Raw genomic sequence first — 26,630 nt, forward strand, 5'->3', positions numbered from 1 at the left:
GAATGTCACTGTCGGGTCGGGAGCGGGCGGCCCGATCGGTTGGCAACTGCATATGGGATCGATTCTGCGCGCCTGCGTGGCGGTGACATCGGCGCTGGGTGGCGCCGTCGGGGCTGCCTGGGCGGCCGCCGCCATGACAGTGGCGAATGCGGCCACGGTGACTGCGCTCATCATGGGCGGCACCTGGAATCCTCTGGTGGACTTCGGCCCTCAAGCGCAATCAGACGAGTTCGTCGCCACCTATCTCGACCTCGTCGCATCGAACTACGTTGCGCAGGCGAGTGGCGTGAATCCAGCCGACCTGAACAAGGTTGCCGTCTACACCCCCGAGCAGTTCGCGCCGTTCACCAAGGGTGATCTGAGCTTTGACCAGTCGGTCGCGCTCGGTGTGGCCAATCTGAGCGCCTGCATCTCGGGAGGCAGCGGGTGTCCCCGGAACCCTTCCTTCGGTACTCCAACGACGGGCGATCAGCTCGTGGTGTTCGGCTATTCGCAGAGCACAAGGGTCGCAGCCATCACCAAGCGCTCACTGATCGACTACTACTCGAGCATCGGCTGGGAATCGGCTCCCGACGTATCTTTCGTGCTCGCCGCGGACGTCAACCGGCCCAATGGCGGGATCCTGGAGCGATTTGCCGGACTGTCGATTCCCTTCCTCGGGATCAGTATGGACGGCGCGGCGCCGACGAACAGTTGTGTCGACGGCCACTGTCATTTCCGCACGACCGACATCAGCTTCCAGTACGACGGCTTCTCGGACTTTCCCTCGCATCCACTGAACATTCTCGCCGATCTCAACGCCGTGCTCGGTATCGCTCTTGAACATGGTCTGTACCCGTTCGAATCGCCATTGGGGGCACCGGGCACGGTCGACCAGGGCGTCTACGGAGACACCCACTACTACCTGATCCCCGCCGAGGTCGTACCGATCCTCGTTCCGCTCGTCGGCACCCTGCCCGCGCCGTGGATCACGGCGTTGGACATGCCGTTGCGCACCATCATCGAGATGGGTTACAACCGTGAGATCAGCCCAGGGGAACCTGTTGCGGCACAATGGTTCCGATTCTCGCCGGTGCGCGATGCCATCACCGTTGCCATCGCGATCGCCACCGGTGTCGACGACGCCGTCGCGCAGAAGACCGGCGACTCGTCGAACAGGCCATTCGGCACGGCTCCGGTCGGCGGGCCGTTCGGGGTGCCGGAGTTCAGCTTCCGCGGTTGGTATGACGCCCCACACGGCGACAGTTCGCCCGGTTCGACGACCGCAGCAGCCGTGGCCCCGGTGGGCGAACCGACGCGATCCGCGGCGACAACCGACCCGTCTTCCGGATCGCGCGGCCGACCGCGCACCGATGCGCCGTCGACAGTGGGTGTCGAACCCCGTGATTCATCTGCGCCGGCGGACGTGCACCCGACGCCCGTAGGAGATGCGTCGCCCACCGACCCGCCCGCGGTAACCGAGCCGACTGCGCGGCCCTCGGCAGAGCCGACACAGGCCCCGGCGGGCGATGTTCCGGCCGGGAACAGTCGGCCGGAGGCTGATGCGCCAGGCGTCACAGAACCGATCAGCGAACCACGTGCGTCCATCGACCGTGCCGAGGGTGCTGTGCGAGAGAATGATTCGGCCGCTGCCGGCCCCACCGGGGCGGAGGCGGGTGAGCCTGTCGGAACCCGGCGGTAGTCTCGATCCATGGCCACCGTCATCACACTCATCTGGGCGCAGGACCGAGTCGGCGCCATCGGGCGGCAGAACGCGATTCCGTGGCGTGTGCCCGAGGACATGCGCCGATTTAGAGAACTGACGGGCTCGGATCCGGTGGTGATGGGGCGCAAGACATGGGAGTCGTTGCCCGAGCGGTTCCGGCCCTTGCCCGCACGGCGCAACCTCGTCATCAGTCGGAACCGTGAGTACGTGGCAACCGGGGCGGAGGTGGTGGAGTCGTTGCGCGACGCGCTCGACCGGATCGTAGGAGCGGTCACGGTGATGGGCGGCGGAGCGATCTACGAGGCAGCGATGGAACACGCCTCGCGGCTGCAGGTGACCGAGATCGACCTTCTCGTCGAGGGTGCCGACGCTTTCGCACCCGAGATCGATCCGTACGCCTGGGAAGTCGCGGACACCACATCGTGGCAGACCTCGTCGGGCGGCTTGCGCTACCGCTTCGTCGAGTATTCGCGTCACGGCGCGGCGTCGGACGTGCGTCGAGGAGCCTGACCGTCCCGTAATGACACCTCCGCAATGACACCCCCGCAATGACACCCCCGGAAATCTCGACCGCCCAGGCTGCTCGAATAGCTCTCGTCGCACAGGGATTCGGTTCCAGGCAGCCCACAGGAGCCGTGACGCGCAGACATCTGTCGCGGATCGTCGAGCGAACGAGAGTGATTCAGATGGATTCGGTGAACATCGCGGTGCGTGCGCACTATCTGCCGGTGTTTTCGCGTGTGGGTCCGTACGACCGAACCCTTCTCGATCGCGCCGCGTGGCGTCCGGGACGGACATCTCGGATGCTTGTCGAGTACTGGGCGCACGAGGCCGCATTGATCCCGGTCGACGACTGGCCGTTGTTCGGTTGGCGCATGGATGAGTATCGCGATGGGCGATACCGCCATACGCGACAACTCATGCGCGACAACAGAGAACTCGCTGCGGATATCCGGACGCTCATCGCCGAGATCGGACCGTCGACGCCGCGCCTCATCGAGAACCATCTCGGCATCGAACGCGAACCCAGCGCGCCGGGCGGCTGGTGGAATCGAGGCGATGTGAAGCACCTCTGTGAGGCGATGTTCGCCTCCGGGGAGTTGTCCGCCGTACGTGACCCCAACTTCGGTCGCCACTACGACCTCACCGAGCGCGTCATCGGCGACGTGGCGCAGCGACAGGTCGAGAGAGTCGACGCGCATCGTCAACTCGTGGCGAATGCCGCTGCGGCACTTGGTGTCGCGACGATCGCCGACCTTGCCGATTATTACCGACTCACCTCCGCCGAGGTGCGCCCCGCCGTCGCGGACCTGGTCGACGACGGCGTGTTGCAGCAGGTGTCGGTTCGTGGTTGGAAAGACGCAGCATTCATTCACGGCGAGATTGCCATTCCGCGGCGCATCGCACGCGCCGACGCACGGTCGACGCTCCTGCCACCGTTTGATCCGCTCGTGTTCTTCCGTCCGCGTGCCGAACGGCTCTTCGGGTTCCGCTACCGGATCGAGATCTACGTGCCCGAACACAAGCGTGTCCATGGTTACTACGTGCACCCATACCTGCTCGGCGATGACATCGTCGCGCGGGTCGACCTGAAGGCCGACCGCGCCGCGGGCCTTCTGCGCGTTCCGGCGGCTCATCTCGAAACCGGTCGTGATGGGGACGTGGTAGCCGAGCGTCTCGCCGCCGATCTCGCCGTGACGGCACGTTGGCTCGGACTAGACGGCGTCGCCGTCGGCGACCGCGGAGATCTCGCCGCACGGTTGGCACATGCGGCGTCGGGATCCACGGCATGACATGCTGTGTCCGGCTTTGAGACAATCCAGCACACATTCACCACGGCACACGCATTCGCCGCACTGCAGAGTTCACGAGAGGTAACGATGACGGTCACGCACGACGGGCGCCACTACCAACTGGTCATGTTCGACCTCGACGACACCCTGGCGCCGTCGAAGAGCCCGATGGACGACTCCATGGTTGAGGTATTCGGCCGACTGTTGGACCGCAGCATGGCGTGCATCATCTCCGGTGGGCGCTTCGAGCAGTTCCAGGTCCAGGTGCTCGACCGGCTCGGCGACGACGTGAACCGCCCCAACCTGCACCTGATGCCCACGAACGGAACCCAGTACGTGCGGTGGGACGGCTCCGAGTGGGCCACCGTCTACGCCGAGTACCTCACCGATGACGAGAAGCAGCGCACCCTGACAACTCTGGAGACCGGCGCGAAGGAACTGGGTCTCTGGGAAACAGAGACATGGGGGCCGGTACTCGAGGACAGGGGCAGCCAGATCACGTTCAGCGCGCTGGGGCAGGCTGCTCCCGTCGACGCGAAGAAGGCGTGGGACCCCGACGGCCGGAAGAAGGAGTCGTTGCGCGCGTATGCGGCGCAGCGCCTTCCCGACCTCGAGGTGCGCAGCGGCGGTTCGACGTCGGTCGATGTGACGCGCAAGGGCATCGACAAGTCGTACGGTGCGCGCCGACTGATGGAGATCCTCGACCTCGGCGTCGACGACATCCTCTTCTACGGCGACCGCCTCGACGACGGTGGGAACGACCGGCCCGTGATGGAACTCGGCATCACCTCGATCGGCGTGACCGATTGGCACGACACGCTGGGCAAGCTCACGGCGTTGCTCGACGAGTGACGCACCACTTCACCTATCGATGACCACGTAACCTATCGATGACCCGCGTCATCGACGCCGCGGGCGATGCCTGGCGAAGTCGACGATTCGCTCTATCTCCGCGCACAGCGAGACGAGCAACAACTCGCTGTGCGCAGGCCCGACGAGTTGAGCGCTCTGGGGCAGTCCGCTGCGGTCGAGCCCGATGGGTACTGCCGCAGCAGGATTGCCGAGCACGTTCCACGGTGAGGTGAACGACGACGTCGAGGACGCCGCCCGCAGGATCCCGACAAAGCCGTGCCTGTCGAGCTGTCCCACCGGGACCGCTGTGGTTGGTGTGGTCGGGGTCAGCAGGACGTCGTACTCGGCGAACAACTCGTCGAGGAACCGCGCCGCTGTACGTTCGGCCTGCTGCTCTGCTCGTCCGACGCCACGTCGAGCGACGCGGCCGACCCGCGCGATGCGTCGCGTGTACTGTTCGAGCAAGGCCGGATGCTCTACCCGCGCGGCCTCCTCGGCGACCCCCGTCGCGACCTGTATCGAGAAGGGCGCCGCAAGGAGCGGGTAATCCGGATCGGATTCGACCACGGTGTGCCCGGCGTTGCGTAGCCGATCGGCGAGAAGGTGCAGTGCCCCAATCGATTCGGCGTCGGCATGGGCGCCGCCCAGTGGGCCCTCGCCGGCAGGGTTGCGCGTCGACATCCGGATTCTGAGTCGCTCAGGAGAGCGCGACGCGGCGTCGACGAACGATCCCGACAGCGGCGCGGCGTGGAACCTGTCGACGGAGGTCGTGCCGGAGATCACGTCGTAGATGAGTGCGCTGTCGGCGACGGTGCGGGTCAGGGGGCCGAGGGTGCCCAGCGCACGCCACAGGTCGCGGTTGGGTGCTGTGCTGACCCGGCCGCGCTGCGGCTTGAGGCCGAACAGTCCGCACCAACTCGACGGCAGCCGAATCGAGCCGCCCCCGTCGCCGCCGATTCCGGCAGCCACCATGCCCGAAGCGACCGCCGCCGCCGTGCCGCCGCTCGATCCGGCGGGGGAGCGGTCGAGATCCCAGGGATTGCGGGTCCAGCCGTGGGCCGCGGTCTCGGTATACGGCCAGATACCGAACTCGGGCATCCGGGTCTTGCCGATGATCACCGCACCTGCATCGCGCAGGCGCCTGACCACCTCGGAGTCTGCCGCTGCCGGCGTGGTCACCGATGCACCGCCGTACGCCGTCGGCACGCCGCGGACATCGTTCTCGTCCTTCACCGCGATGGGAACCCCATGGAGTGGCCCGGGCTCGGAGCCATCGCGCAGCTCGGCATCGAGGCGATCGGCGTCGGCGCGCGCCTCGTCGGCCAGCACGGCGGAGAACGCATTGAGCGCGGGGTCGAGCCGTGTTATCTGGGCGAGGCTGTGTTCGACGAGCTCGCGCGAGGTCACCTGAGAGCCGACAACCCAGTCGCGTTGATCGCGGACAGTACTGAAGTTCAGATCGGACATGGTCTTCATCGTCCCCCTCGTACGAGTCTCCGGCAGCAGAAACTCCGCGGTGACGTGACCGCGTGGTCGCTTGCCGGGGTGGTCGGGCCGTCGACCTCGGGCTGGTGGACAATCGTTGATGCCCTATAGGTGAGAGGAGGCGACATGGCCGACATGGTCCCGTTGAAGGTGCAGATGGTCGCCGCGACCACGTTCAACGCACCCGGCGATGTTGCGTGGAGCACTGACGCCGACGGGGGCGAGGCACTCGTCGAGTTCGCCGGCCGCGCCTGTTACCAGAGTTGGGACAAACCCAACCCGCGAACCGCGACCAATGCCGGCTACCTGCGGCACATTCTCGAGGTCGGTCATCTCTCGCTGCTCGAGCACGCGAACGTGACCTTTTACATCACCGGAATCTCACGGTCGTGTACGCACGAACTCATCCGGCACCGCCATTTCTCGTATTCACAGCTCTCCCAGCGGTTCGTCCCCGAACACGACTCCAACGTCGTGGCGCCACCGGCGATCGAGGGGGACGCGCATCTCGAAGCGTTGTTCACCGAGGCCACCGACGCGAGCCGCAAGGCATACGGGGAGTTGCTCGACGCGCTCGAGGCGAAGTTCGCCGACGTCCCCAACGCCATCCTTCGTCGCAAGCAGGCGCGACAGGCCGCCAGGTCGGTGCTGCCCAACGCGACCGAGACCAAGATCGTCGTCACCGGCAACTACCGCGCATGGCGGCATTTCGTGGGCATGCGTGCGACCGAGCATGCCGACGTCGAGATCAGGCAGCTCGCCGTCGAATGTCTCCGTCAGCTGATGGAGGTGGCGCCGACGGTGTTCGGCGACTTCGAGATCGGCACTCTCGCCGACGGCACCGAGGTCGCCACGTCGCCGTTCGTGCTCGAAGGCTGAGTGACCTGCTCCCGCACGTCGGAGGCAACGGGTCGGCGTGGCCAATTCGTTAGCGCAGGATCGGTCACGGTAGCCTTGACCACCATGAACGCAGGAGCGCAGCAGCTGCACACGCACCCCTTCGGGACCAACGTGGTGGCAATGGTGACCCCCTTTCGCGCCGACGGCTCGCTCGATCTCGACAAGGCCGCTGAACTGGCAGATCATCTGGTCTCCAAGGGATGTGACGGCCTGGTGGTTTCCGGAACCACCGGTGAATCGCCGACGACCACTCCGCAGGAGAAGCTCGACCTGCTGCGCGTCGTGCTCGACGCCGTCGGCACCCGAGCCCGCATCACGCAGGGTGCGGGAAGCTACGACACCGCGGAGAGCATCCGCTTCGCGCAGGCGTCCGAACGAGCGGGCGCGCACGCGCTTCTCGTCGTCACGCCCTACTACTCCAAGCCACCGCAGGCCGGGCTGCTCGCACACTTCCGTGCCGTTGCCGATTCGACGTCGCTGCCGGTTCTGCTCTACGACATTCCGCCGCGCTCGGTGGTGCCGATCGCCAACGAGACGCTCATCGCACTCGCCGAACACCCGCGCATCCGGGGAGTCAAGGATGCCAAGGGAGATCTGCACTCGGCAGCGGGCATCATCGCCACGACCGGGTTGGAGTACCTCTCCGGTGAGGACGCGCTGAATCTTCCCTGGCTGTCGGTGGGCGCGACCGGGTTCGTCAGTGTGATCGGCCACCTTGTTCCGGACCGCCTGCGTGACATGCAGATCGCCGTGGAGAAGGGGGATCTCGTCGCTGCGCGAGCAATCAACACCTCGCTACTGCCGCTCGTCAACGCCATGGGACGCCTCGGTGGAGTGACCATGGTCAAAACATCGTTACGCGTCCTGGGATTCGACGTCGGCGATCCACGATTGCCGCAGGTGCCCGCGACCGGCCCACAGATCGAAGCGCTGATCGCCGATCTTCGCACGGCAGGAGTGCTTGCCTGATGGCCACGCAACGCCGACGCAGCGCCTCCCGCAAGGCGGGCCCGCCCTCCCCGGTCGCCGAGCGCCCGGCTTCCGCCGCATCCGATGCCCCGAACCCGAACGCCCCTGCCGCAGACGCCCCGACCTCGGACGTTGTGACCCCAGCCGCGCCGCCCTCGGACGCCGCGACGACCGACTCCCCGACGCCGGAGGCGCGGGGATCGAACCAGGGTCGTGGTCGGCGCCGTGGCCGACACGAGCGTCGCGACGAGGCACACGCTTCCACAGGGGGAAAGCAGTCCGGCGGCCAGTCCGCCCGCCGCGAATCGATTCCCGTCGACCCCGCGGTCGACCGGCTCGGTACCCCGCGCAAGCTGCCACGTGGCGGCCTGCGCGTGGTCGCGCTGGGCGGGATCGGCGAAATCGGCCGCAACATGACCGTTTTCGAATACAACGGTCGGTTGCTCATCGTCGACGCCGGAGTTCTGTTTCCCGAGGATGCTCAGCCGGGCGTCGATCTCATCCTCCCGGATTTCCGCTATATCGAAGACCGCATCGACGACGTCGAGGCAGTGGTGCTCACGCATGGGCACGAGGACCACATCGGCGCCGTGCCGTTCCTGTTGCGCTTGCGCAGTGACATCCCGGTCGTCGGCGCCAAATTCACGCTCGCGCTGGTCGACGCCAAGTGCAAGGAGCACCGTCTCCGCCCGAAGCTCGTGGAGGTGCGTGAGGGGGATCGGCTCGACTACGGTCCGTTCGACCTCGAGTTCTTCGCCGTCAACCACTCCATCCCGGACGCGCTTGCCGTCGCCATTCGCACGCCCGCCGGGCTGGTCCTGCACACCGGCGACATCAAGCTCGACCAGCTACCGCTCGATCACCGTCTTACCGACCTCGCCGGGTTCAGTCGACTCGGTGATGAGGGCGTCGACCTGTTCCTCGTCGACTCCACCAACGCCGAGGTGCCCGGTTTCGTGACGCCCGAACGCGAGATCGGCGGGGTCCTCGACCAGGTGATCGGCAAGGCCAGGCAGCGGGTGATTGTTGCATCGTTCGCCAGTCACGTGCACCGCATTCAACAGATCATCGACGTCGCGCACGCCCACAACCGGCGCGTGACCTTCGTCGGACGGTCGATGGTGCGCAACATGCAGATCGCCCAGGATCTGGGATACCTGAGCGTGCCCGACGGCGTCGTCGTCGACATGGACACCGCGGCAACGCTTCCCGATCATCGGCTGGTGCTGATCTCAACCGGTTCTCAAGGGGAGCCGCTGTCGGCGTTGTCACGCATGGCCCGGGGTGAGCACCGGCAGATCAACATCCGCGCCGACGATCTCGTCGTGCTGGCTTCCTCGTTGATCCCGGGTAACGAGAATTCGGTGTTCGCCGTCGTCAACGGCCTGGCCAAGCGTGGCGCCACCGTGATCACGCAGCAGAACGCCAAGGTGCACGTCTCCGGGCACGCCTCGGCGGGCGAGTTGCTCTACCTCTACAACGCGGTGCGACCCACCAATGCCATGCCCGTTCACGGGGAATGGCGGCACCTGCGGGCCAATGCGGCTCTCGCGGTGGCGACCGGTGTGCACCCCGACCGTGTCATGCTCGCCGAGGACGGAGTTGTCGTCGATCTCCTCGATGGTCAGGCCGAGATCGTTGGTCGGGTACCTGTTGGGCACGTCTACGTCGACGGTCTGTCGGTGGGCGATGTCGGGGAGTCGACGTTGTCGGAACGGCTCGTGCTCGGTGAGGGCGGATTCATCGCGATCACCGTGGCGATCGATACCGCGACGGGGCGTCCGGTCAGCCCGCCCGAGGTGTCCGGCCGCGGGTTCTCCGACGATCCGGAGGCACTCAAAGAGGCCGCAGGTCTTGTCGATCAGGCGCTCGATTCGCTTGCGGCAGAAGGCGTCACCGACACTCATCGGATCGCGCAGACGATCCGCCGAGTCGTCGGCCGCTGGGTTGCCGACACCTACCGTCGACGTCCGATGATCGTGCCGACGGTGCTCGCGGTCGGTTCCTGACGAGACCTCGGCCGGTCCCGACTGCCGAAGGCATATATGTGCCGATATGCTCTGTGCGGCCCGTGGTTTCACGGGAGGCGACGGGGCGCAGGCCCTGCCGGGACGTGACAGCAAGCACGAAAGGCCACCAGTGACTCCTCGCTCGACTGCCGGCTTCTTCTCCCGTGGAACCTCGTCGCGGACGGTCGGCCGCAGAGTGGCCATAGCGGCCACCGTGGTGACCACCGCGATCCTCCCGCTCGGGGCCGTCACGGCCGCGCAGGTGCAGGCCGCGCCGACCGTCATGCCCGCGCACACCATTCCCGCGCCGCTTGCCATCTCGGTGCCAGAGGTCGTGAACGCGCGCACCTTTGCCAACTACACGACCAACGACGGAATGCGTATCTCCGACAAGGTCATTCGCAGCGCCAACCTCTCGAGCCTGACCCCGGCGGGCATCACTGTCCTGCAGCGACACGGTGTGCGCTCGATCATCGACCTGCGCACTCAGCTCGAGGCGGCGGTCCAGCCGGACAAACCAGTGCCGGGTGCCACCCGCCGGAACCTCGACGTCCTCGGCGCGGTTCCCGCGTCGTACCTGGTGGATCTGCCGAACGCCTACCGTGCTTTCGTCACCGATGCCCACGCGCGCGACGCGTTCCGCAGGTCACTGCTCGAGATCAAGGACACGGTGACGGCGGGCGGGAGCGTGCTGTTCCACTGCAGCGCGGGTAAGGACCGCACGGGCTGGCTCGCCGCGGTGCTCCTGACAATCCTCGGTGTCGACCGCGGTGTCGTCGACGCTGATTTCCTCGCGAGCAACTCCTTCCGCCACGCGTCACCCGATGATCCGCTGAACGGCGTCAACATCGGTTGGCTGAACGCATCGTTCGACGCCGCGGACAAGACCTATGGCAGCTTCGACGGTTACGTCCGCAAAGGTCTGCGATTGTCGGATTCCGACATCGACGGACTGAAGAAGGCGCTGCTGCGTCCGTCGATCTGAGAGGGTCTCGGCGGCGGCGTGGCTAGGCTTGGGGTGTGACTCTCGCTCAGTCTGAACGCGCAGCCCTCGTCGACACCCTGCGTGCGGTCGGCCCCGACGCGCCCACGCTCTGCGGTGACTGGGATGCTCGGGCGTTGGCCGCGCATCTCGTGATCCGCGAGCGCAGACCCGACGCCGCACTCGGCATCATGGTCAGTCCGCTCGCCGGGCACACCGAGAAGGTCCAAGCCGCCGCGGCGGCACAACCCTGGCCCGATCTCGTCGGTCAGGTGGCCGACGGTCCGCCGTGGTACTCGATGTTCAAACTGGTCGACCGGTGGGTCAACCTGGCCGAGATGTTCATCCACCACGAGGACCTCTTGCGCGGAAGCGCCGACCCGGATGGCCCCTGGACACCGCGGCAGGTGAGCACCGACATGACACAGGCGCTCCGGACTCCGCTGAAGGGGGCGGGAAAGATGACGCTGCGATCCATGCCCGCGCGCGTCACCCTCGCCACACCCGATGGCCAGACCATCCTCGTCGCGGGCTCCGGCCAGCCGGTCACAGCAGTCGGCGGCGTGGGAGAGCTGTTGCTGTTCGCCTATGGTCGCGCGCCCGTCGCGCTCGAGTGGGATGGCGATCGCGACGCCGTCGCGGCAGTGATAGGGACGCCTCGGTCGGTCTGAGGGCCGGGGTCCGACATCGAAGCAGGGCATCGGTTACGAATTCGACACACAGTCGTGTTGCCTGTGTTGTGCATGTGACTCAGGAGATGGGTGACCACTAGTCTGTCCCTATGGCTTCAAAGGCAGGCACGGGAACCCGCGCGGCCGCGTCACGTGCGACCAGCGGACAGCGTGCGTCGGGGGGACGGGCGTCGGCTCGGAAACAGGGCACGAGTACGCGCAGCTCACGCGCGTCAACCAGCGGTAACAGCCGTCGTGCGCAGGGTGCACGTTCGTCGTCCGCGGGTACCTCGCGACGCCCGGCCACGCAGTCGACCGCGCGCCGCGAGTCCGCAGACATCAGCCGACGCTCGGCAGGTGCGGCGGTCGGTAGGGGAGTGGGCCGCGGAGTCGGCGGCGCCTGGTCGCTACTCGCACGCGGTGTCGGTTCTGTTGCGCGCGCGGGCAGTGGGCGGTCCCCTGGGCTCACAGTGCACGACGAGGAGCTCCGCGACGCAGACGATGAGTACCTGACCTCGGACGATGTCGATGGTTCCGAGGGACGGGCTGTTCGACGGGCGGCGGGGGCTCAAGGCCATTCGCATCGGCGCGACGGGACCGGATTGGCGCTGCTGGCGCTCGCACTGCTGGTCTCCGTCGGCGTCTGGCTCGGTGCAGCCGGGCCGGTGGGAGCGTTCATCGACGCACTCGTGCGGGCCGTCGTCGGGACCGCAGCGTTGCTGGTGCCGATCGCTCTGGCCGCAGGTGCGATCGTGCTGATGCGGCGCGGCCCGAACCCGGAGAAGCGCGCCCGGTACATCGGTGGGGCACTGCTCGTGGTGCTGCCGCTGCTCGGTTTGATGCATCTGGTCGCCGGCGCACCCGAGGACTTACCCGGGCGCTCGCATGCGGGTGGCTTCGTCGGCTATGTCGTCGGTACCCCGCTCACGGCGGGTGTCACCGCATGGGTGTCGGTGCCGATCCTGGTGCTGTGCATGGCTTTCGGTGTGCTGATCCTTTCGGGCCGCACGATTCGCGAGGTGGTCGATGCTGCCGCGGGTTGGCTCGGACTCGGCGGTGGCCAGATCGACGACGACGATCTGCCGTGGGACGACGACGTCGACGACTCGTACGGCGACCCTGACGACTCGTACGACGAGCTTGACGAGCTTGACGACGCGGGTGACGCGGACCTGAGCAGTTCGTACGGAACCCGCGGGTGGTCGGGCCAGGCGGCGAGCGGTCGCTCGGACGATCCCTACGAGAACTACCCGCCTGATGACTCCGCCCCGCGTCCTCGTCGACGCGGTTCGCGGTCTGACCGGCGTAGTGCGCCCATCTCTGTGCCCACACCGGACGTCGATGTCACTGACGCCCCGACCGACAACGTCGACGACATGGTTACAGAACCCGTCGTCGACGAGGTCACCGAACAGATCGCGCGTCCGGCCAGCAGAAGCCGTCAGCGCGCCGGAGAGGTCGCGAAGGCCAGTGGCCGTGACCGGCGGGAGACGGCGGCTCGGCCTGCCGCCACCGAACCCGCAGCCGATGCCGACCCGGACGCGCTGGTCGTGTCCGACGTCGAAGGCGACTACCGACTGCCGCCGGCGACGCTGCTCGTCGACGGCGATCCGCCGAAGCGCGGTAGCCAGACCAACGACGACATGATCGATCGCATCACCGGCGTGCTCGAACAGTTCAAGATCGACGCCGCGGTCACCGGCTACACGCGTGGTCCGACGGTGACGCGATACGAGGTCGAACTGGGACCGGGCGTGAAGGTCGAGAAGATCACCGCGCTCCAACGCAACATCGCGTACGCGGTGGCCACCGACAACGTCCGCCTATTGGCGCCCATCCCCGGCAAATCCGCGGTGGGCATCGAGGTACCCAACTCCGACCGCGAGATGGTGCGTCTGGCCGACGTCCTCAAGTCGCCGTCGACGCGCAAGGATTCGCATCCGCTGGTGATCGGCCTCGGCAAGGACATCGAGGGCGACTTCGTCAGTGCAAATCTCGCGAAGATGCCGCACCTGCTCGTTGCGGGCTCCACTGGTTCGGGCAAGTCGAGCTTCGTGAACTCGATGCTCGTGTCGCTGCTGACGCGTGCGACTCCCGAGCAGGTCCGGATGATCCTCATCGACCCGAAGATGGTGGAGCTCACTCCCTACGAGGGCATTCCGCACCTGATCACCCCGATCATCACCCAGCCCAAGAAGGCTGCGGCTGCGCTCGCGTGGCTCGTCGAGGAGATGGAACAGCGATATCAGGACATGAAGGCGTCGAGGGTGCGCCACATCGACGACTTCAACACCAAGGTGCGATCGGGTGAGATCAGCACCCCGCTCGGGTCCGAGCGTGTCTACAAGCCGTATCCGTACATCCTGGCCATCGTCGACGAGCTCGCCGACCTCATGATGACCGCTCCGCGGGACGTCGAGGACGCGATCGTGCGTATCACTCAGAAGGCACGTGCCGCGGGTATCCACCTGGTGCTCGCTACCCAGCGGCCCTCTGTTGACGTCGTGACCGGACTGATCAAGACCAACGTGCCGTCGAGGTTGGCGTTCGCGACGTCGTCGCTGACCGACTCCCGCGTCATCCTGGACCAGCCGGGAGCCGAGAAGCTCATCGGCATGGGTGACGGTCTCTTCCTGCCGATGGGTGCCAACAAGCCGATCCGCATGCAGGGCGCGTTCATCACCGACGAGGAGATCGCAGCCGTCGTCGACTACACCCGTGAGCAGGCGGACCCGGAATACACCGAGGGTGTCACCACTGCCAAAGCCGGTGACAAGAAGGAGATCGACGGCGACATCGGCAACGATCTCGACGATCTGCTGCAGGCGATCGAACTGGTCGTATCCAGTCAGTTCGGCTCGACGTCGATGTTGCAGCGCAAACTGCGGGTCGGATTCGCCAAGGCCGGTCGTCTGATGGATCTCATGGAAACCCGCGGCGTGGTCGGTCCGAGTGAGGGTTCAAAGGCGCGTGAGGTGCTCGTCAAGCCCGATGACCTCGCCGGGGTCATCGCATCGATCACCGGTGGAGGCGGCGACGAGGCCGAGGGCGAGTAGTCGACAGGCATGTCCGGCAAGTCGGATATGCCTGTGCGGGCGCTCCTGTTAAGGTGGTCGGCAGATCGAAGAGGGGAGTATCCCCATCTCGCAGCCCTTCCGTCAATACGGTCGAGAGGTCACACGATGCCGATCATCGTGCGGCGCTCCCGACCCGGATCGGCTGGTGCGGACACACTGTCCGCGCGGGAGAGACCTCTGGCATCGCAACCGTTGTGTGCTGCGCGCTGGAGGTAGATCGCTCTCATGAATGTTTCGCCCACCGTCTGGGTCATCACCTGTGTGGTGATCCTCGGACTCTTCGTCTTCGACTTCTTCGCCCACGTTCGGGTTCCACACGCACCGTCGCTCCGTGAATCGGGGACATGGTCGGCGATCTACATCTCGATCGCCGTTCTCTTCGGATTGTTCGTGTGGTGGCAATGGGGCGGTACATACGGCGGTGAGTATTTTGCGGGCTATGTGACGGAGAAAGCACTCTCCGTCGACAACTTGTTCGTGTTCGTGATCATCATGAGCAAGTTCGCGGTCCCGCGGGAGTACCAGCAGAAGGTGCTGTTGCTCGGCATCGTGATGGCGCTGGTCATGCGCGGTGCGTTCATCGCGGTGGGTGCCGCAGCCATCAACGCCTACAGCTGGGTGTTCTACCTGTTCGGCGCGTTCCTCATCTTCACCGCGGTCAAGCTGCTCCGCGAGAGCGATGATCCCGTCGGGCACGAGGAGGAACGCGAAACCCGGCTCGAGCGATTCCTCAAGAAGCGCCTGCGGACGAGCGATGAATACGACGGTGACAAGCTCTTCACCAGGATCGACGGCAAGCGGTGGGCCACGCCGATGCTGATGGTCCTCATCGTGATCGGGTTCACCGACGTGCTGTTCGCTCTGGACTCGATCCCAGCGATCTACGGGCTGACGCAGGAACCGTATCTGGTGTTCACAGCCAACGCGTTCGCCCTGATGGGCCTCCGTCAGCTCTACTTCCTGCTCGGTGGTCTGCTCGACCGGCTGGTGTTCCTGTCCTACGGACTCTCGTTCATCCTCGGCTTCATCGGCGTGAAGCTCGTTCTGCACGCCCTGCACGAGAACACGCTGCCGTTCATCAACGGCGGACAGCACGTCGCGGTACCGGAGATCTCCACAGTGGTGTCCTTGTCGGTCATCATCGTGACTCTTGTCGTCACGACCGTCGCGAGCCTGCTGTGGTCAAGGCGCAAGGGTGCTTCGACGGACGAACCGGCGACCTGACGTGCGGTGCCGGTGGGGCCTCGGGCCTACTCCGTGAACGGACCGTAGATCTGGGTGACCTCGACGACACGAACGCCGTCGACGGCCTGGTGCGCGTTGAACGGGTCGTTCGCGATGAAGGCCTCGGCCTCGTCGAGGTCGCTGCCGCGTACGAGGATCAGCGCACCCGAACCGTCGGGGTACGGACCGGAGAACAGAACGTTCCCTGCGGAGAACTCCTCGGATAGCCACTGGCGATGCAACGCCCGATGCTCGTCACGCACCGCCGCCTTGGCGGGTCCGTAGGTGTAGTGGACTGCGAAGATCGCCATGATGTCGCTTCCTCGTCTCTCGTCTGTCGAAGTGTGATCGGTTGACGTCTCAGGCAGGGGTCTCGCCGGTTGGGGTCCCGCCGGGCGGGGTCTGGTCGAGATGGGCGAGCATGCGCGTGTTGCCGAGGGTGTTGGGTTTGACGTAGCTCAGATCGAGGAATTCGGCGACACCGGTGTCGTACGAGCGGCACATCTCCTCGTACACCTCGCGCGTGACGGGCGTCCCTTGTATCTCGCGGAACCCGTGCTTGCCGAAGAACGTCGTCTCGAAGGTCAGTACGAAGACCCGCGACAGCTGCAGTTCGCGAGCGACCGACATCAGCTTCCCGACGAGCAGATGCCCGATGCCGCGGCCGGAGAACCGTGTGTCCACCGCGACCGTACGCACCTCGCCGAGATCGGCCCAGAGAACGTGCAACGCTCCGCAGCCCACAACGTGGTCGTCGACCTCGGCGACCCAGAATTCCTGCACGGACTCGTAGAGGGTGACGAGGTTCTTCTCGAGCAGGATTCTGCCCGCGTAGAGGTCGATCAGCTCCTTGATGCGCGGCACGTCGGACGTGCGGGCGCGCCGGATGACGGGCGCCGTTTCCTGTTCGGCAGTGGGCACGGCATATGAGCCTAGTCGCGACAGATACCCTGGAGGGGTGCGGACTCCCGATCACATCACCGACCCGGTCGATCCGGTACCGGTGGTCAACATCGCCAACGCGCTGACGGTGTTCCGCATCCTGCTGGTCCCGGTGTTCATCGTCGTCCTGTTCATCGACGGTGGGCACGACACGGTGTGGCGGATCGTCGCCGCTCTCGTCTTTGCCGGTGCCGCTTTCACCGACAGGGTCGACGGCAGGCTCGCCCGCGAGCGTGGCCTGGTGACCGACTTCGGGAAGATGGCCGATCCGATCGCCGACAAGGCATTGATCGGCGCGGCATTGATCGGCTTGTCGGTCCTGGGTGATCTGAGCTGGTGGGTGACCGGCATCATCGGCGTCCGAGAGTTGTGGGTGACGCTCCTGCGGTTCTGGGTCATCCGATACGCGGTCATTCCGGCCAGCCGGGGCGGCAAACTGAAGACGCTGCTGCAGTCGGTGGGCATCGGGCTTCTCGTCCTTCCCTTGGGCGGGGCGTGGCACACAGCAGCGATGGTCATCATGTGGGTGGCGGTCGCTGTCACCGTCGTGACGGGCATCGACTACACGTGGCAGGCCTTGCGGGTTCGTGTGCAGGCTGCCCGGTCGGATTCGACCACGGGGTCGCTGCGCAAGTCTCCGACACCGCCTGCGGAACCCCGCGCGTCGTCGAAATCCCGTAGTTCTTCGAAATCCACTGTGTCCGCCGAGCGGGCGCGTGACGACGACGGCAGAGTCGATGTCGATACGTCGTCTCCCCGCCACTCCGACACGGTGTGAGTTGTGAGTGTGACACCGCGTTGGGTGCCCGACCGGCTCCGGTGTCGTCCGAACGAATGGCGTCGCGAATGTTCGCGACGCGCGGACAGGTGGCGTACGGCGACTGTCGGCACTTTGGACTAATGTCGTCCAGACACACGGGGAGTATTCGCAACACGGAATTCGTCGGGCGGGGAACGTATCGGACGCCCCAGGCGTTGACTCCGAACGGACATACAACCGCCACGACACACACCTACGACACACCACCTACGAGACACAACCAACGGACACATCACACAGACATTGAGAGGAGACTCGATGGCGATGCTCTTGCGCGAGGCGCTGGGCGACAGCCTGCGCCGGGTGCGTACCCAGCAGGGCCGAACGCTGCGCGAGGTATCCACCGGTGCACGGGTCAGTCTGGGATATCTGTCCGAAGTGGAACGCGGCCAGAAGGAAGCGTCGAGCGAGTTGCTTGCCGCGATCTGCGACGCACTCGACGTCGAGATCGCGGATCTGCTGCTCGACGTCGGTACCGCGATGCGGCCGGCGGAGGCCGACGCCGAAGCGATGGCACTGGCGGGCGAATCCGGGCTCGGTTCCACCAAGGTCGTCATCCCATCGCCCGACGCTCATCGGGCTACTGCCCTTGCCGCTGCCTGACAAGTGCGTGTCTGTCGGTGGGTAGGCGCTAGATTGGATTCAACACCCCCGACAGAACCGTCGGTCAGACAGACCCGCCGGACACACGACCGTCGGACAGAGGTTTCGACGACCGCTGAATGGAGTTGACGAAGAGCATGGCGAATCCGTTCGTGAAGCTGTGGCGCTACCTGATGGCAGCAGGCAACGCGAAAATCGACGAGAACGCGGATCCGAAGATCCAGATCCAGCAGGCCATCGAGGACGCGCAGCGTCAGCACCAGGCACTGTCGCAGCAGGCAGCGGCGGTCATCGGTAACCAGCGTCAGCTCGAAATGAAGCTCAATCGACAGCTGGAGGAGATCGAGAAGCTCCAGGCAAACACGCGTCAGGCGTTGACCCTCGCCGATCAGGCCACTGCAGCGGGCGACACGCAGAAGGCACAGGAGTACACGAACGCCGCCGAGGCGTTCGCCGCGCAGCTCGTCACCGCAGAACAGAGCGTCGAGGACCTCAAGGTCTTGCACGACCAATCGCTGCAGGCCGCGGAGCAGGCCAAGCAGGCTGTCGAGCGCAACGCGATGATCCTGCAGCAGAAGCTCGCCGAGCGGTCGAAGCTCCTCAGCCAGCTCGAGCAGGCCAAGATGCAGGAGCAGGTGTCGGCGTCACTCAACCAGATGAGCGAGTTGTCGGTGCCGGGCAACACCCCGAGCCTCGATCAGGTGCGTGACAAGATCGAGCGGCGCTACGCCAACGCCCTCGGCTCCGCCGACCTCGCCAGGAACAGCGTTCAGGGGCGCATGCAAGAGGTGCAGCAGGCCAGCGTCCAAATGGCGGGTCATTCGCGTCTGGAGCAGATCCGGGCGAGCATGAACGGCGGAGCGTTGCCGTCGGGCGGAAACTCGGCGGCCCAGCCGACGCAGAATGTCACTCCGGCGCAGCAGCCGACGCAACCCGCGGCCGAGCCCCCGAACAGCAACTGATACCCCGTCGGCCGCAGGCGGTTTCACCACCACGGGTCGGGATAGTTGCCGGTCCCGACGCCGGGCACGCGTTCCCGGCTTTCGCCCTCGCCGAGCGGTGCCGGGAGGCGGGGTGGGAAGCAACTGTGTTCACCGGCACGCAGTGGTACGCGGCCGCTGGTCAGCGCGGGATCGACATCGCAGAGCTACCGGGTTTGCAACCCGACGACACCGACGACGACGGTGACGCCGGCCAGAAGCTGAGTGCTCGCGCGGCGCGGATGGCCGTTCGGCTCGCGCCCGTGCTCGCCAGTCGTGGCATCGACCTCGTGGTGTCGGACGTCATCACTGTTGCCGGCAGGTGGGCGGCCGAACTGATCGGGTTGCCCGTCGTCGAATTGTCGCCGCACCCGCTCTATCTGCCGTCCGCCGGATTGCCGCCGATCGGCACGGGATTGGCGCCGGGCCGTGGTCTACGCGGTCGGTTGCGTGACGCCGCGATGCGGACTGCGAGCAACCGCTCCGTTGCCCTCGGTGTCCGTCAGCGTTCCGCAGCGCGACGCGATATCGGGCTCACCTGCGACGCACCATCGCCGGCCGCGCGGCTGATCGCAACCCTTCCCGCGCTGGAGGTGTGGCGTCCGGATTGGCCTCGCGACACCCACCTGATCGGACCACTTCTCTGGGAGCCGACCGATCAGGTCTTCGAACGTCCGACCGGCGACGGACCGCTGATCGTCGTGGCACCGTCGACGGCGGTGACCGGAAGCCACGATCTCCTCGACGAGACGCTCAGCGCTCTCGGTGGCATCGCGACGCGCACGCCCGTGCGTGCGGTGATCTCGTCGCTCAACCCACCCGCACGTGAGTCACTCGCACGGGCCGAAGGAACGGCCGTGACGTACGGGCTCGGCCGGCAGGATGAGTTGCTGGCCGACGCCGACCTCGTGGTGTGTGGCGGCGGACACGGGATGCTGGCGAAATCACTGCTGGCGGGTGTCCCCGTGGTCGTCGTCCCCGGCGGCGGCGACCAGTGGGAGCTGGCGAACCGGGTGAGCAGGCAGGGCAGCGGGAGACTTGTGAGGCCCGCCACCGCGGAAGCCGTCGAGGAGGCCGTCGACTCGGTGTTGTGTGATGGCCGCTACCGCGCCGCGGCGGTTCGGGCGCGCGAGTCCGCGGACGCGGTGTCCGACCCGATCGACGTGCTGCGCGAGGTGCTCGCCTCGTCGGGAACGTAGGCTTTGCCGAGTGCGTCTCACGGAGTTCACAGAACTGATGACAACCGAGTTCGGCGTGTCGTCGGCCGATACGATCCTCGCCGATCACGTTCTCATCGAGTTCGGTGGTCGGACGGGTGCGCAAGCCATCGAAGATGGCGTCGATCCGCGCGATGTGTGGGTTGCCATCTGTCGCGACTTCGATGTGCCACGCTCGCGGTGGTGACATCCACGCCGTGACCGCGCGGCCTGTTGGCGCGTTCACCTGTTCCAGTCGACGCGGTCGGCCATCTCGAGCAGCCGTTGTCTGCGAACCTCCCCGGTGGCTCCGATCCAGGCGATCAGCCCGTACACGTGAGCGCGGAAGTCATTGTGCCCATGACGGTTCTGCGCGTTCGCACCGGTGATCGCCGCGTTGTGCAACAGTGCCCGGACAGCGTCGTACTCGCGACGCGATACCTGCGGGCGGTCGTTGACGACGAGTCCCGCCAGACGCTGTTGCTGATGCCGATGCATGACGCGGGTCTTGGCGGCGTTCAGGTGTAACCCGCAATCATCGACTATGCGCAGGACCGTCCAGAGCGCTCGGCCCGCGTCGAACTCGTCCCCGGAGATCGCCAGGTCGTCGCCGTAGCGGGTGTAGCGCAGACCATTGGCGTTCGCATACCCTTCCAATCGCCGATCAAGTTGCGCGAGAGCGAGATTCGCGAGGTGAGGTGACGTCGGTGCTCCCTGGGGGAGATGGCGTCGGCGGAGAAGGCTCGCGTGTGCGTGGTCGATTCCGGTGAGCTGGTCGGCAGGCGTCGACGTGGTGCAGAGTTCGGCGATCAGACGCGCGATATGCGGCGGATAGCCGACGTCCTCGACAACCCGACGGACGCGACCCGCGCCGATCGATTCGAAGCAGTGTTGGAGGTCGACGCGCAGTACCGTGGGGCGGTCGCTGTGCGGCCACCCGAACGCAGCGGGCGACGACCCGGGTTCGAATCCACGCGCCGCGCGGTGGGCGGGTATGCGGGCGATCAGCCGATGGAGAAGTCGACGCTGCGTCTCACGCATACGCGGTTTGGGGGCTTCGATGACGCGGACACCGGAACGCTTTTCCCGGCGGGAGACCCGGTAGTGGCGCAGTCGAGGGTTCGCGGTTCGCAACCACCCCCCGCGATCGGCGAACCACTCCAACTCGGGCACAGTGAAATCGAGCCACGAGGCGAACTCTGAGACATCCGCGAGTGGCGGCAGGCCGTGGGGGAGACCTGCCACCGGCGTCGGCCCGGTGAGTTCGACGATGCGCCCGGACGGTGAATCGGCCGCCGTCCACGGCAGCAACGCCAGCCGGAACACCTCTGCGGTGTGTGCGGGTTCGGCGGGTGCCATCGCGAACGCCGATTGTGCGATGTCGGCGCTGATCTCGGCGGGGAGTTGGGCACCGACCGCACGCAACGCCTCCGGCCACGTCCAGTCGGCCATCGCGTCGGCGATGGCCGCCGAGATGGCTCTGGCCTGGGCGGCGGTGAACGGCGGTTCAGGCCGGGTCATCGGGTCCCGTCGATCGGTCCCGGTCCGCGGGGCGGGGCGCTTGGCGATGCGGATGGACGGTCGAGGTGACCACGAGCCGAGTGCTCGTCGCCGCCCGGCACGCGCAGCGTGCGGACCGGCGTCGGACGCAGGAACCAACTGTCACATGTACCCAGGGGTTGCCCCTGGGACGGATCTCTCGATCCACTCTCACCCCGACCGCCCACGCCGGGAACTCTAGTCGTTCTCATGATCAACCACCGTCGATGGTGCATTGGGCATGCTGTCTGGGAGATCGGCGATTCAGCTTCCGCCCGCGTGTCGCACTTGCCGTCGAACACCTGTTCGCGCCATGCTGTATTCAGTGGAACCACAGCGGTAGCGGGCGCGTCAGAGTATGCACCGGAGCGTTTCTGTCAGACCCGCCGACTAGCGTCCAACGCAACATGAAACGAACATCCGCCTCGAAGACAACACGTTCAGCGTCGACATCTCGTTCAGCACGAAGCGCGCAGGACGCCACACCTCAACCATCTCGAACAAGGAGAGATCCCATGGCAGCAGCTCCCCAGGACCGCGAGAAGGCTCTCGACCTCGCGCTGGCCCAGATCGACAAGAACTTCGGCAAGGGTTCTGTGATGCGACTCGGCGAAGAGAGCAGGCAGCCGATCGAGGTGATCCCGACCGGTTCCATCGCGCTCGACGTCGCACTCGGTATCGGAGGGTTGCCCCGTGGTCGTGTCATCGAGATCTACGGGCCGGAATCGTCGGGTAAGACGACGGTCGCGCTCCACGCGGTGGCCAACGCCCAGGCGGCGGGCGGCATCGCTGCTTTCATCGATGCTGAGCACGCTCTCGATCCCGACTATGCAGCCAAGCTCGGTGTCGACACCGATGCGCTCCTGGTCTCCCAGCCCGACACCGGTGAGCAGGCCCTGGAGATCGCCGACATGCTGATCCGTTCCGGTGCGCTCGACATCCTGGTCATCGACTCGGTTGCCGCGCTGGTACCTCGCGCCGAGATCGAGGGTGAGATGGGCGACAGCCACGTCGGTCTGCAGGCGCGTCTGATGAGCCAGGCGCTGCGCAAGATGACCTCAGCGCTGAGTAGTTCCAAGACCACTGCGATCTTCATCAACCAGCTCCGCGAGAAGATCGGCGTGATGTTCGGTTCGCCCGAGACCACCACGGGCGGCAAGGCACTGAAGTTCTACTCGTCGGTGCGACTCGATGTGCGTCGTATCGAAACCCTCAAGGACGGCACCGAAGCCGTGGGTAACCGCACCCGTGTCAAGGTCGTCAAGAACAAGGTTGCCCCGCCGTTCAAACAGGCCGAGTTCGACATCCTGTACGGCCAGGGCATCTCCAAGGAGGGTTCGCTCATCGACATGGGTGTCGCCGAGGGATTCATCCGCAAGTCCGGTTCGTGGTTCACCTACGAGGGAGATCAGCTCGGCCAGGGCAAGGAGAACGCCCGGAAGTTCTTGCTGGAGAACACCGACATCCGTGACGAGGTCGAGAAGAAGATCAAGGAGAAGCTGGGCATCGGTGCCGTCGTCGACGCCGACGACATTGCGCCTGCTCCGGTGGAATTCTGATCTCCGCTCATCGCCGATGACGTCATCCGATGGCCCCGAGGAGCCGAGTGGGCACCCAGAACGGACTGGTCCGGAACGGACTGGACCGTCCGCATGGGATGTCGCACTGCGGCTCCTCGGGGTTCGTGCGCGTAGCCGTTCGGAAATGGCACAGCGTCTGGCGCGTAGAGGTTTCGATGCCGACACCGTCGCCGAGGTGATGACGCGGCTCGACGCCCACAAGCTGCTCGACGATGAGGAGTTCGCCGCAGAATGGGTGCACTCGCGACACACGTACTCCGGTCGTGGGCGCGTTGCGCTACGGCACGAGCTGGCCGCGAAGGGGGTCGAGGTTGCGATCGTCGAGCGGGCACTCGATGAGATCGATCCCGACGATGAGCGCGCCGCCGCGAGCACCCTCGTCGGTCGCAAGCTCACTCCGACCGTGACCGAGCAACTCGAACGCGCAGCCGCCGACAACGACAGGTCGGTGCGCGACAAGCACTTTCGACGTCTGGTCGGGATGCTCGTCCGTCGCGGTTACCCGCAGGCGATGGCCATCGACGTCGTCGGCGGGGCGATCGACGAGATCACATCCACCAACTGAGATCACCACCGCACGCCAGGAGCGGGCCCGACCACTCGGTGGACGGGCCCGCCCCTGTGCTTCAGGCGCGGGGCTTGGGTGAGGGCACCGGGACGTTCTCCATCGCGGCCTGGTCGACCTGATCAGCGTGGGGCACGTCGTCGGCACTGCTGCCGCGACCCTGCCGGAGTCTCCGTTCGATGTACGTCGCGAGCGACGACAGTGCGAAGTTGATGATGATCAGGATGATCGCGATCACGACGAGAACGGGAATGTAGTTGCCGTACCGGGCGGCCGACAGCTGCGCCATGTGGATGATCTCGGAGTAGCCGATGACGTAGCCGAGCGCAGTGTCTTTGAGGGCCACGACCATCTGCGAGATGATCGCCGGCATCATCGCCGTCACGGCCTGCGGAAGAAGCACCGACAGCATCATCTGCGTCTTGCGCAGGCCGAGTGCCTTGGCGGCTTCGGTCTGCCCGGTGGGGAGTGACTTGATACCCGACCGCAGGATCTCCGCCATGACCGATCCGTTGTAGAGCGTCAGACCACAGACCACGGCCGCGAACGCCAACTGCGACGACGGCACCACGCCGTACTGGGCGAAGAAGAACCATAGGAACAGCATCAGGATCAGCACCGGGATCGCCCGGAAGACCTCGATGAGCACGGTGCACACGCCCCGCACCCACGCGTGATCCGACAGTCGGCCGATGCCCAGGACCGAACCCAGGATCAGGGCGAGGACGATCGAGAGAGCTGCGGCTGCCAGGGTGCGCCACAGGCCGGGGAATATGTAGCCCGTCCACGTGCTCCACGTGACGAACGGCCGCCACTTCTCGGCCGTGAACTGGTCATTGCTTGCGAACACCGTGATCACGTACGCGAGGATTGCGACCAGGATCGCGATGAACACGATCGCGACGATCGCATTGCGTATGCGCGCCCGCGGACCGGGTGCGTCGTAGAGAACAGTTGCCTGATCGCTCATCGCTTGACCGCCCATCGCTTTGCGAGCCAACCGAACACGGCACCCTCACTCAGTGTGATGATCATGAATCCGACCGCGATTACCGCGAAGATCACCAGCAGTTGATCGGCGAACGACTCGATCTCGGTCTTCATCAGGGCCGCGGCTTCGGCGACACCGATGACGGAGGCGATCGTGGTGTTCTTGGTGAGCGCGATCAGCACGCTGCCCATCGGGCCGATCGTTGCCCGCAGCGCCTGCGGGAGCACGATGATGCCGAACACCTGGGTGAACGACAATCCGAGTGATCGGGCCGCTTCCGCTTGTCCGAGGGGAACGGTATTGAAACCCGAGCGCAGGGTCTCGCACACAAACGTCGAGGTGTAGACGATGAAGGCGAGTACCGCGAGCCAGAAGTTGTTGGTCTTGATCGTCGACGAGAACGTGAGCCCCAGGTTCTGGTACAGCCCGATCGCCGCGAACAGGACGATGAGGGTGAGCGGTGTATTGCGCACGATGTTGACGTATGCCGTGCCGAAACTGCGCATCACCGGCACGGGGGAGACCCGCATGGCGGCCAGGATGGTGCCCCAGATCAGGGAGCCGATCGCCGACCAGAAGGTCAACTGGCTCGTCACCCAGAAGGCGGGCCACAATTGCGGCCCCATGTCTTCCCAGAGTTCATTCACGAGTGGTCACCTCCTCACTTCAGGCCCGGTGGGCAGGGCGTGGACTTCGATTCGAGAAACGCGAGATCGCCGGGCTTCGGTGTGAACGTGAACTTCGAGTCCGGAGTCTGGGCTCGCTGTGAGATCTGGTTCACGTAATCGTCGCCGAGGTTGTCGCGCAGCGCGGTGATCCAGGGCGACGGTCCGTTGCCGGGGCCGGGTTTCAACATCGAGTCGAGCGCCTCGTTCACCTTGTCCACCGACGCCGTGTCGCCCTTGGCCAGTCCGATGCCGTAGCGCTCGGTCGAGAACGGTGTTCCCGCTGACTTCAGCGCCTTCTTGACGCACGCGTCCTTCAGATAGGTCATCTCCACCAGTCGGAACTCGCCCTTCCAGAAGTTCGAGTATCCGGCGAGGATCGACTCGTCTGTGGTCAGCGCATCGACCTTGCCCCGACGCAGCGCCTCAACACATGCGGAGTACGAATCGTATTCCTGCAGTTCGATGTTGGGGAGCTGTGCCTTGACGTTCTGGGCGGAGGTCGATCCGGTGACCGAACACAGCTTCTTCCCGTTGCCGAGGTCGGGGAGGTTGTGGATGGAGTCGTCGGACTTGCGCACCATCAGCCCCTGGTACGTGATGAGGTAGGGGCCACCGAAATCGACCTTCTTCGCGCGATTCTCGTTGATCGAGTACGTGGCCGCGATCATGTCGACCTCGCCGTGCTCGATCATGGCCTCGCGTCGGGCTGACGGAGTCTCACGCCAGGAGATCTTCGGATGGGCCACCCCGAGGGAATCGGCGATGTGATTGACCACGTACTCCGACACCGCCGGGTCGAATCCGCTCATCGTCTTGTCCGGGTTGTAGATTCCCAACCCCGGCTGGTCGAACTTCGTGCCCAGCACGACCTCACCACTACGGATCGAGTCGAGCAGACTCTTGGCCTCGGTGCTTCCGCAGCCCGCGAGCAGCGAGATGAACAGCGTAGACACCGCGAGCAGTATCGCGGACGCTGTCGTCCGGCGTCGTGAACGTGGTCTGGACCCTCGGGCATCGGCGGGCCTGCGCTCGGTCGTGGACCGCGGTGCCCCATGCGTCGTCGGCGACGTGTCACTCAT

General features: G+C 65.7%; 25 protein-coding genes. 18 read left to right on the forward strand and 7 right to left on the reverse strand.

Annotated features, from left to right (window positions below):
* Nucleotides 1-52 precede the first annotated feature (52 nt).
* The 4 genes from GOACH_RS07375 (at nucleotide 53) to GOACH_RS07390 (ending at nucleotide 4,350) form a co-directional block, all read left to right on the forward strand.
* Complete coding sequence (locus tag GOACH_RS07375; protein WP_005172836.1) at nucleotides 53-1,681, forward strand: PE-PPE domain-containing protein; 1,629 nt, start codon at nucleotides 53-55, stop codon at nucleotides 1,679-1,681.
* Nucleotides 1,682-1,690: 9 nt separating this feature from the next.
* Complete coding sequence (locus tag GOACH_RS07380; protein ID WP_005172837.1) at nucleotides 1,691-2,215, forward strand: dihydrofolate reductase; 525 nt, start codon at nucleotides 1,691-1,693, stop codon at nucleotides 2,213-2,215.
* 38 nt (nucleotides 2,216-2,253) lie between these two features.
* A complete protein-coding gene (locus GOACH_RS07385) occupies nucleotides 2,254-3,498 on the forward strand; it encodes a winged helix-turn-helix domain-containing protein (protein ID WP_040518003.1) in 1,245 nt (414 codons plus the stop codon).
* Between the two features lie 87 nt (nucleotides 3,499-3,585).
* Nucleotides 3,586-4,350 (forward strand): HAD-IIB family hydrolase, encoded by a 765-nt coding sequence (locus GOACH_RS07390; protein ID WP_005172841.1) that lies wholly within the window; start codon nucleotides 3,586-3,588, stop codon nucleotides 4,348-4,350.
* 48 nt (nucleotides 4,351-4,398) lie between these two features.
* Here GOACH_RS07390 and GOACH_RS07395 read toward each other — a convergent pair whose 3' ends face one another.
* Nucleotides 4,399-5,817, reverse strand: coding sequence for an amidase (locus GOACH_RS07395; RefSeq protein ID WP_157227584.1), 1,419 nt, complete (start codon nucleotides 5,815-5,817; stop codon nucleotides 4,399-4,401).
* Between the two features lie 144 nt (nucleotides 5,818-5,961).
* On the opposite strand from GOACH_RS07395, the gene thyX reads away from it, so the two are divergent.
* The 7 genes from thyX to GOACH_RS07435 all read left to right on the forward strand — a co-directional run bounded on the left by thyX (nucleotide 5,962) and on the right by GOACH_RS07435 (nucleotide 15,667).
* Nucleotides 5,962-6,714, forward strand: a complete 753-nt coding sequence (gene thyX / locus GOACH_RS07400) for an FAD-dependent thymidylate synthase (protein WP_005172845.1) — start codon at nucleotides 5,962-5,964, stop codon at nucleotides 6,712-6,714.
* A gap of 84 nt (nucleotides 6,715-6,798) precedes the next feature.
* Nucleotides 6,799-7,704 (forward strand): 4-hydroxy-tetrahydrodipicolinate synthase, encoded by a 906-nt coding sequence (gene dapA, locus GOACH_RS07405; protein WP_005172847.1) that lies wholly within the window; start codon nucleotides 6,799-6,801, stop codon nucleotides 7,702-7,704.
* On the forward strand, nucleotides 7,704-9,713 hold the full coding sequence (locus GOACH_RS07410) for a ribonuclease J (protein WP_005172849.1): 2,010 nt from the start codon (nucleotides 7,704-7,706) through the stop codon (nucleotides 9,711-9,713). The genes dapA and GOACH_RS07410 overlap by 1 nt, the downstream gene beginning before the upstream one ends.
* A gap of 46 nt (nucleotides 9,714-9,759) precedes the next feature.
* Entirely contained in the window at nucleotides 9,760-10,698 is a 939-nt protein-coding gene (locus GOACH_RS07415; protein WP_005172851.1) for a tyrosine-protein phosphatase, read from the forward strand.
* Nucleotides 10,699-10,733: 35 nt separating this feature from the next.
* Nucleotides 10,734-11,366: a TIGR03085 family metal-binding protein gene (locus GOACH_RS07420; RefSeq protein WP_005172853.1), complete on the forward strand. Its 633-nt coding sequence runs from the start codon at nucleotides 10,734-10,736 to the stop codon at nucleotides 11,364-11,366.
* A 110-nt stretch (nucleotides 11,367-11,476) separates the two neighbouring features.
* Nucleotides 11,477-14,422 (forward strand): FtsK/SpoIIIE family DNA translocase, encoded by a 2,946-nt coding sequence (locus GOACH_RS07430; protein ID WP_169330858.1) that lies wholly within the window; start codon nucleotides 11,477-11,479, stop codon nucleotides 14,420-14,422.
* A 246-nt stretch (nucleotides 14,423-14,668) separates the two neighbouring features.
* Nucleotides 14,669-15,667 (forward strand): TerC family protein, encoded by a 999-nt coding sequence (locus GOACH_RS07435; protein ID WP_005172858.1) that lies wholly within the window; start codon nucleotides 14,669-14,671, stop codon nucleotides 15,665-15,667.
* A gap of 26 nt (nucleotides 15,668-15,693) precedes the next feature.
* On the opposite strand, the gene GOACH_RS07440 is transcribed toward GOACH_RS07435, so the two are convergent.
* Nucleotides 15,694-15,978: a YciI family protein gene (locus tag GOACH_RS07440; RefSeq protein ID WP_005172860.1), complete on the reverse strand. Its 285-nt coding sequence runs from the start codon at nucleotides 15,976-15,978 to the stop codon at nucleotides 15,694-15,696.
* A 49-nt stretch (nucleotides 15,979-16,027) separates the two neighbouring features.
* Complete coding sequence (locus GOACH_RS07445; RefSeq protein ID WP_005172863.1) at nucleotides 16,028-16,588, reverse strand: amino-acid N-acetyltransferase; 561 nt, start codon at nucleotides 16,586-16,588, stop codon at nucleotides 16,028-16,030.
* Nucleotides 16,589-16,625: 37 nt separating this feature from the next.
* Between GOACH_RS07445 and pgsA the strand changes: the two genes are divergently transcribed.
* The 5 genes from pgsA (at nucleotide 16,626) to GOACH_RS07470 (ending at nucleotide 20,416) form a co-directional block, all read left to right on the forward strand.
* Complete coding sequence (gene pgsA / locus GOACH_RS07450; RefSeq protein ID WP_005172866.1) at nucleotides 16,626-17,387, forward strand: CDP-diacylglycerol--glycerol-3-phosphate 3-phosphatidyltransferase; 762 nt, start codon at nucleotides 16,626-16,628, stop codon at nucleotides 17,385-17,387.
* 300 nt (nucleotides 17,388-17,687) lie between these two features.
* Entirely contained in the window at nucleotides 17,688-18,032 is a 345-nt protein-coding gene (locus GOACH_RS07455; RefSeq protein WP_005172870.1) for a helix-turn-helix domain-containing protein, read from the forward strand.
* Nucleotides 18,033-18,169: 137 nt separating this feature from the next.
* A complete protein-coding gene (locus GOACH_RS07460; RefSeq protein ID WP_005172872.1) occupies nucleotides 18,170-18,994 on the forward strand; it encodes a PspA/IM30 family protein in 825 nt (274 codons plus the stop codon).
* Nucleotides 18,994-20,211, forward strand: coding sequence for a glycosyltransferase (locus tag GOACH_RS07465; protein WP_052003941.1), 1,218 nt, complete (start codon nucleotides 18,994-18,996; stop codon nucleotides 20,209-20,211). Before GOACH_RS07460 ends, GOACH_RS07465 begins: the two co-directional genes overlap by 1 nt.
* Before the next feature lie 10 nt (nucleotides 20,212-20,221).
* Nucleotides 20,222-20,416, forward strand: coding sequence for a DUF3046 domain-containing protein (locus GOACH_RS07470; RefSeq protein WP_005172877.1), 195 nt, complete (start codon nucleotides 20,222-20,224; stop codon nucleotides 20,414-20,416).
* 35 nt (nucleotides 20,417-20,451) lie between these two features.
* Here the strand turns inward: GOACH_RS07470 and GOACH_RS07475 are convergent, their stop codons facing one another.
* Complete coding sequence (locus GOACH_RS07475) at nucleotides 20,452-21,729, reverse strand: reverse transcriptase family protein (RefSeq protein ID WP_005172880.1); 1,278 nt, start codon at nucleotides 21,727-21,729, stop codon at nucleotides 20,452-20,454.
* Nucleotides 21,730-22,262: 533 nt separating this feature from the next.
* Here GOACH_RS07475 and recA point away from each other — a divergent pair.
* Both recA and GOACH_RS07485 read left to right on the forward strand, forming a co-directional pair.
* Nucleotides 22,263-23,306 carry a recombinase RecA gene (gene recA, locus GOACH_RS07480; protein WP_005172883.1) on the forward strand — a complete coding sequence of 348 codons (1,044 nt, stop codon included), beginning with the start codon at nucleotides 22,263-22,265 and terminating at the stop codon, nucleotides 23,304-23,306.
* A gap of 16 nt (nucleotides 23,307-23,322) precedes the next feature.
* On the forward strand, nucleotides 23,323-23,892 hold the full coding sequence (locus GOACH_RS07485) for a regulatory protein RecX (protein WP_040518012.1): 570 nt from the start codon (nucleotides 23,323-23,325) through the stop codon (nucleotides 23,890-23,892).
* Between the two features lie 61 nt (nucleotides 23,893-23,953).
* Here the strand turns inward: GOACH_RS07485 and GOACH_RS07490 are convergent, their stop codons facing one another.
* Genes GOACH_RS07490 through GOACH_RS07500 form a run of 3 tightly spaced genes read right to left on the reverse strand, consistent with a single transcriptional unit; the run spans nucleotide 23,954 to nucleotide 26,504 of the window.
* Complete coding sequence (locus GOACH_RS07490; RefSeq protein WP_005172888.1) at nucleotides 23,954-24,862, reverse strand: amino acid ABC transporter permease; 909 nt, start codon at nucleotides 24,860-24,862, stop codon at nucleotides 23,954-23,956.
* Nucleotides 24,859-25,530: an amino acid ABC transporter permease gene (locus GOACH_RS07495; protein ID WP_005172891.1), complete on the reverse strand. Its 672-nt coding sequence runs from the start codon at nucleotides 25,528-25,530 to the stop codon at nucleotides 24,859-24,861. Before GOACH_RS07495 ends, GOACH_RS07490 begins: the two co-directional genes overlap by 4 nt.
* 14 nt (nucleotides 25,531-25,544) lie before the next feature.
* Nucleotides 25,545-26,504 carry a glutamate ABC transporter substrate-binding protein gene (locus GOACH_RS07500; protein ID WP_005172894.1) on the reverse strand — a complete coding sequence of 320 codons (960 nt, stop codon included), beginning with the start codon at nucleotides 26,502-26,504 and terminating at the stop codon, nucleotides 25,545-25,547.
* Nucleotides 26,505-26,630: the final 126 nt, after the last annotated feature.

It is taken from the genome of Gordonia aichiensis NBRC 108223 (assembly GCF_000332975.1).
GTDB lineage: Bacteria > Actinomycetota > Actinomycetes > Mycobacteriales > Mycobacteriaceae > Gordonia > Gordonia aichiensis.

Excerpts from the sequence above, each read along its gene's own strand:
- GOACH_RS07375 (WP_005172836.1), top strand. The coding sequence starts at position 53 with ATGGGATCGATTCTGCGCGCCTGCGTGGCGGTGACATCGGCGCTGGGT.
- GOACH_RS07380 (WP_005172837.1), top strand. The coding sequence starts at position 1,691 with ATGGCCACCGTCATCACACTCATCTGGGCGCAGGACCGAGTCGGCGCC.
- GOACH_RS07385 (WP_040518003.1), top strand. The coding sequence starts at position 2,254 with ATGACACCCCCGGAAATCTCGACCGCCCAGGCTGCTCGAATAGCTCTC.
- GOACH_RS07390 (WP_005172841.1), top strand. The coding sequence starts at position 3,586 with ATGACGGTCACGCACGACGGGCGCCACTACCAACTGGTCATGTTCGAC.
- GOACH_RS07395 (WP_157227584.1), bottom strand. The coding sequence starts at position 5,817 with ATGTCCGATCTGAACTTCAGTACTGTCCGCGATCAACGCGACTGGGTT.
- thyX (WP_005172845.1), top strand. The coding sequence starts at position 5,962 with ATGGCCGACATGGTCCCGTTGAAGGTGCAGATGGTCGCCGCGACCACG.
- dapA (WP_005172847.1), top strand. The coding sequence starts at position 6,799 with ATGAACGCAGGAGCGCAGCAGCTGCACACGCACCCCTTCGGGACCAAC.
- GOACH_RS07410 (WP_005172849.1), top strand. The coding sequence starts at position 7,704 with ATGGCCACGCAACGCCGACGCAGCGCCTCCCGCAAGGCGGGCCCGCCC.
- GOACH_RS07415 (WP_005172851.1), top strand. The coding sequence starts at position 9,760 with ATGCTCTGTGCGGCCCGTGGTTTCACGGGAGGCGACGGGGCGCAGGCC.
- GOACH_RS07430 (WP_169330858.1), top strand. The coding sequence starts at position 11,477 with ATGGCTTCAAAGGCAGGCACGGGAACCCGCGCGGCCGCGTCACGTGCG.
- GOACH_RS07435 (WP_005172858.1), top strand. The coding sequence starts at position 14,669 with ATGAATGTTTCGCCCACCGTCTGGGTCATCACCTGTGTGGTGATCCTC.
- GOACH_RS07440 (WP_005172860.1), bottom strand. The coding sequence starts at position 15,978 with ATGGCGATCTTCGCAGTCCACTACACCTACGGACCCGCCAAGGCGGCG.
- GOACH_RS07455 (WP_005172870.1), top strand. The coding sequence starts at position 17,688 with ATGGCGATGCTCTTGCGCGAGGCGCTGGGCGACAGCCTGCGCCGGGTG.
- GOACH_RS07460 (WP_005172872.1), top strand. The coding sequence starts at position 18,170 with ATGGCGAATCCGTTCGTGAAGCTGTGGCGCTACCTGATGGCAGCAGGC.
- GOACH_RS07475 (WP_005172880.1), bottom strand. The coding sequence starts at position 21,729 with ATGACCCGGCCTGAACCGCCGTTCACCGCCGCCCAGGCCAGAGCCATC.
- recA (WP_005172883.1), top strand. The coding sequence starts at position 22,263 with ATGGCAGCAGCTCCCCAGGACCGCGAGAAGGCTCTCGACCTCGCGCTG.
- GOACH_RS07485 (WP_040518012.1), top strand. The coding sequence starts at position 23,323 with ATGACGTCATCCGATGGCCCCGAGGAGCCGAGTGGGCACCCAGAACGG.
- GOACH_RS07490 (WP_005172888.1), bottom strand. The coding sequence starts at position 24,862 with ATGAGCGATCAGGCAACTGTTCTCTACGACGCACCCGGTCCGCGGGCG.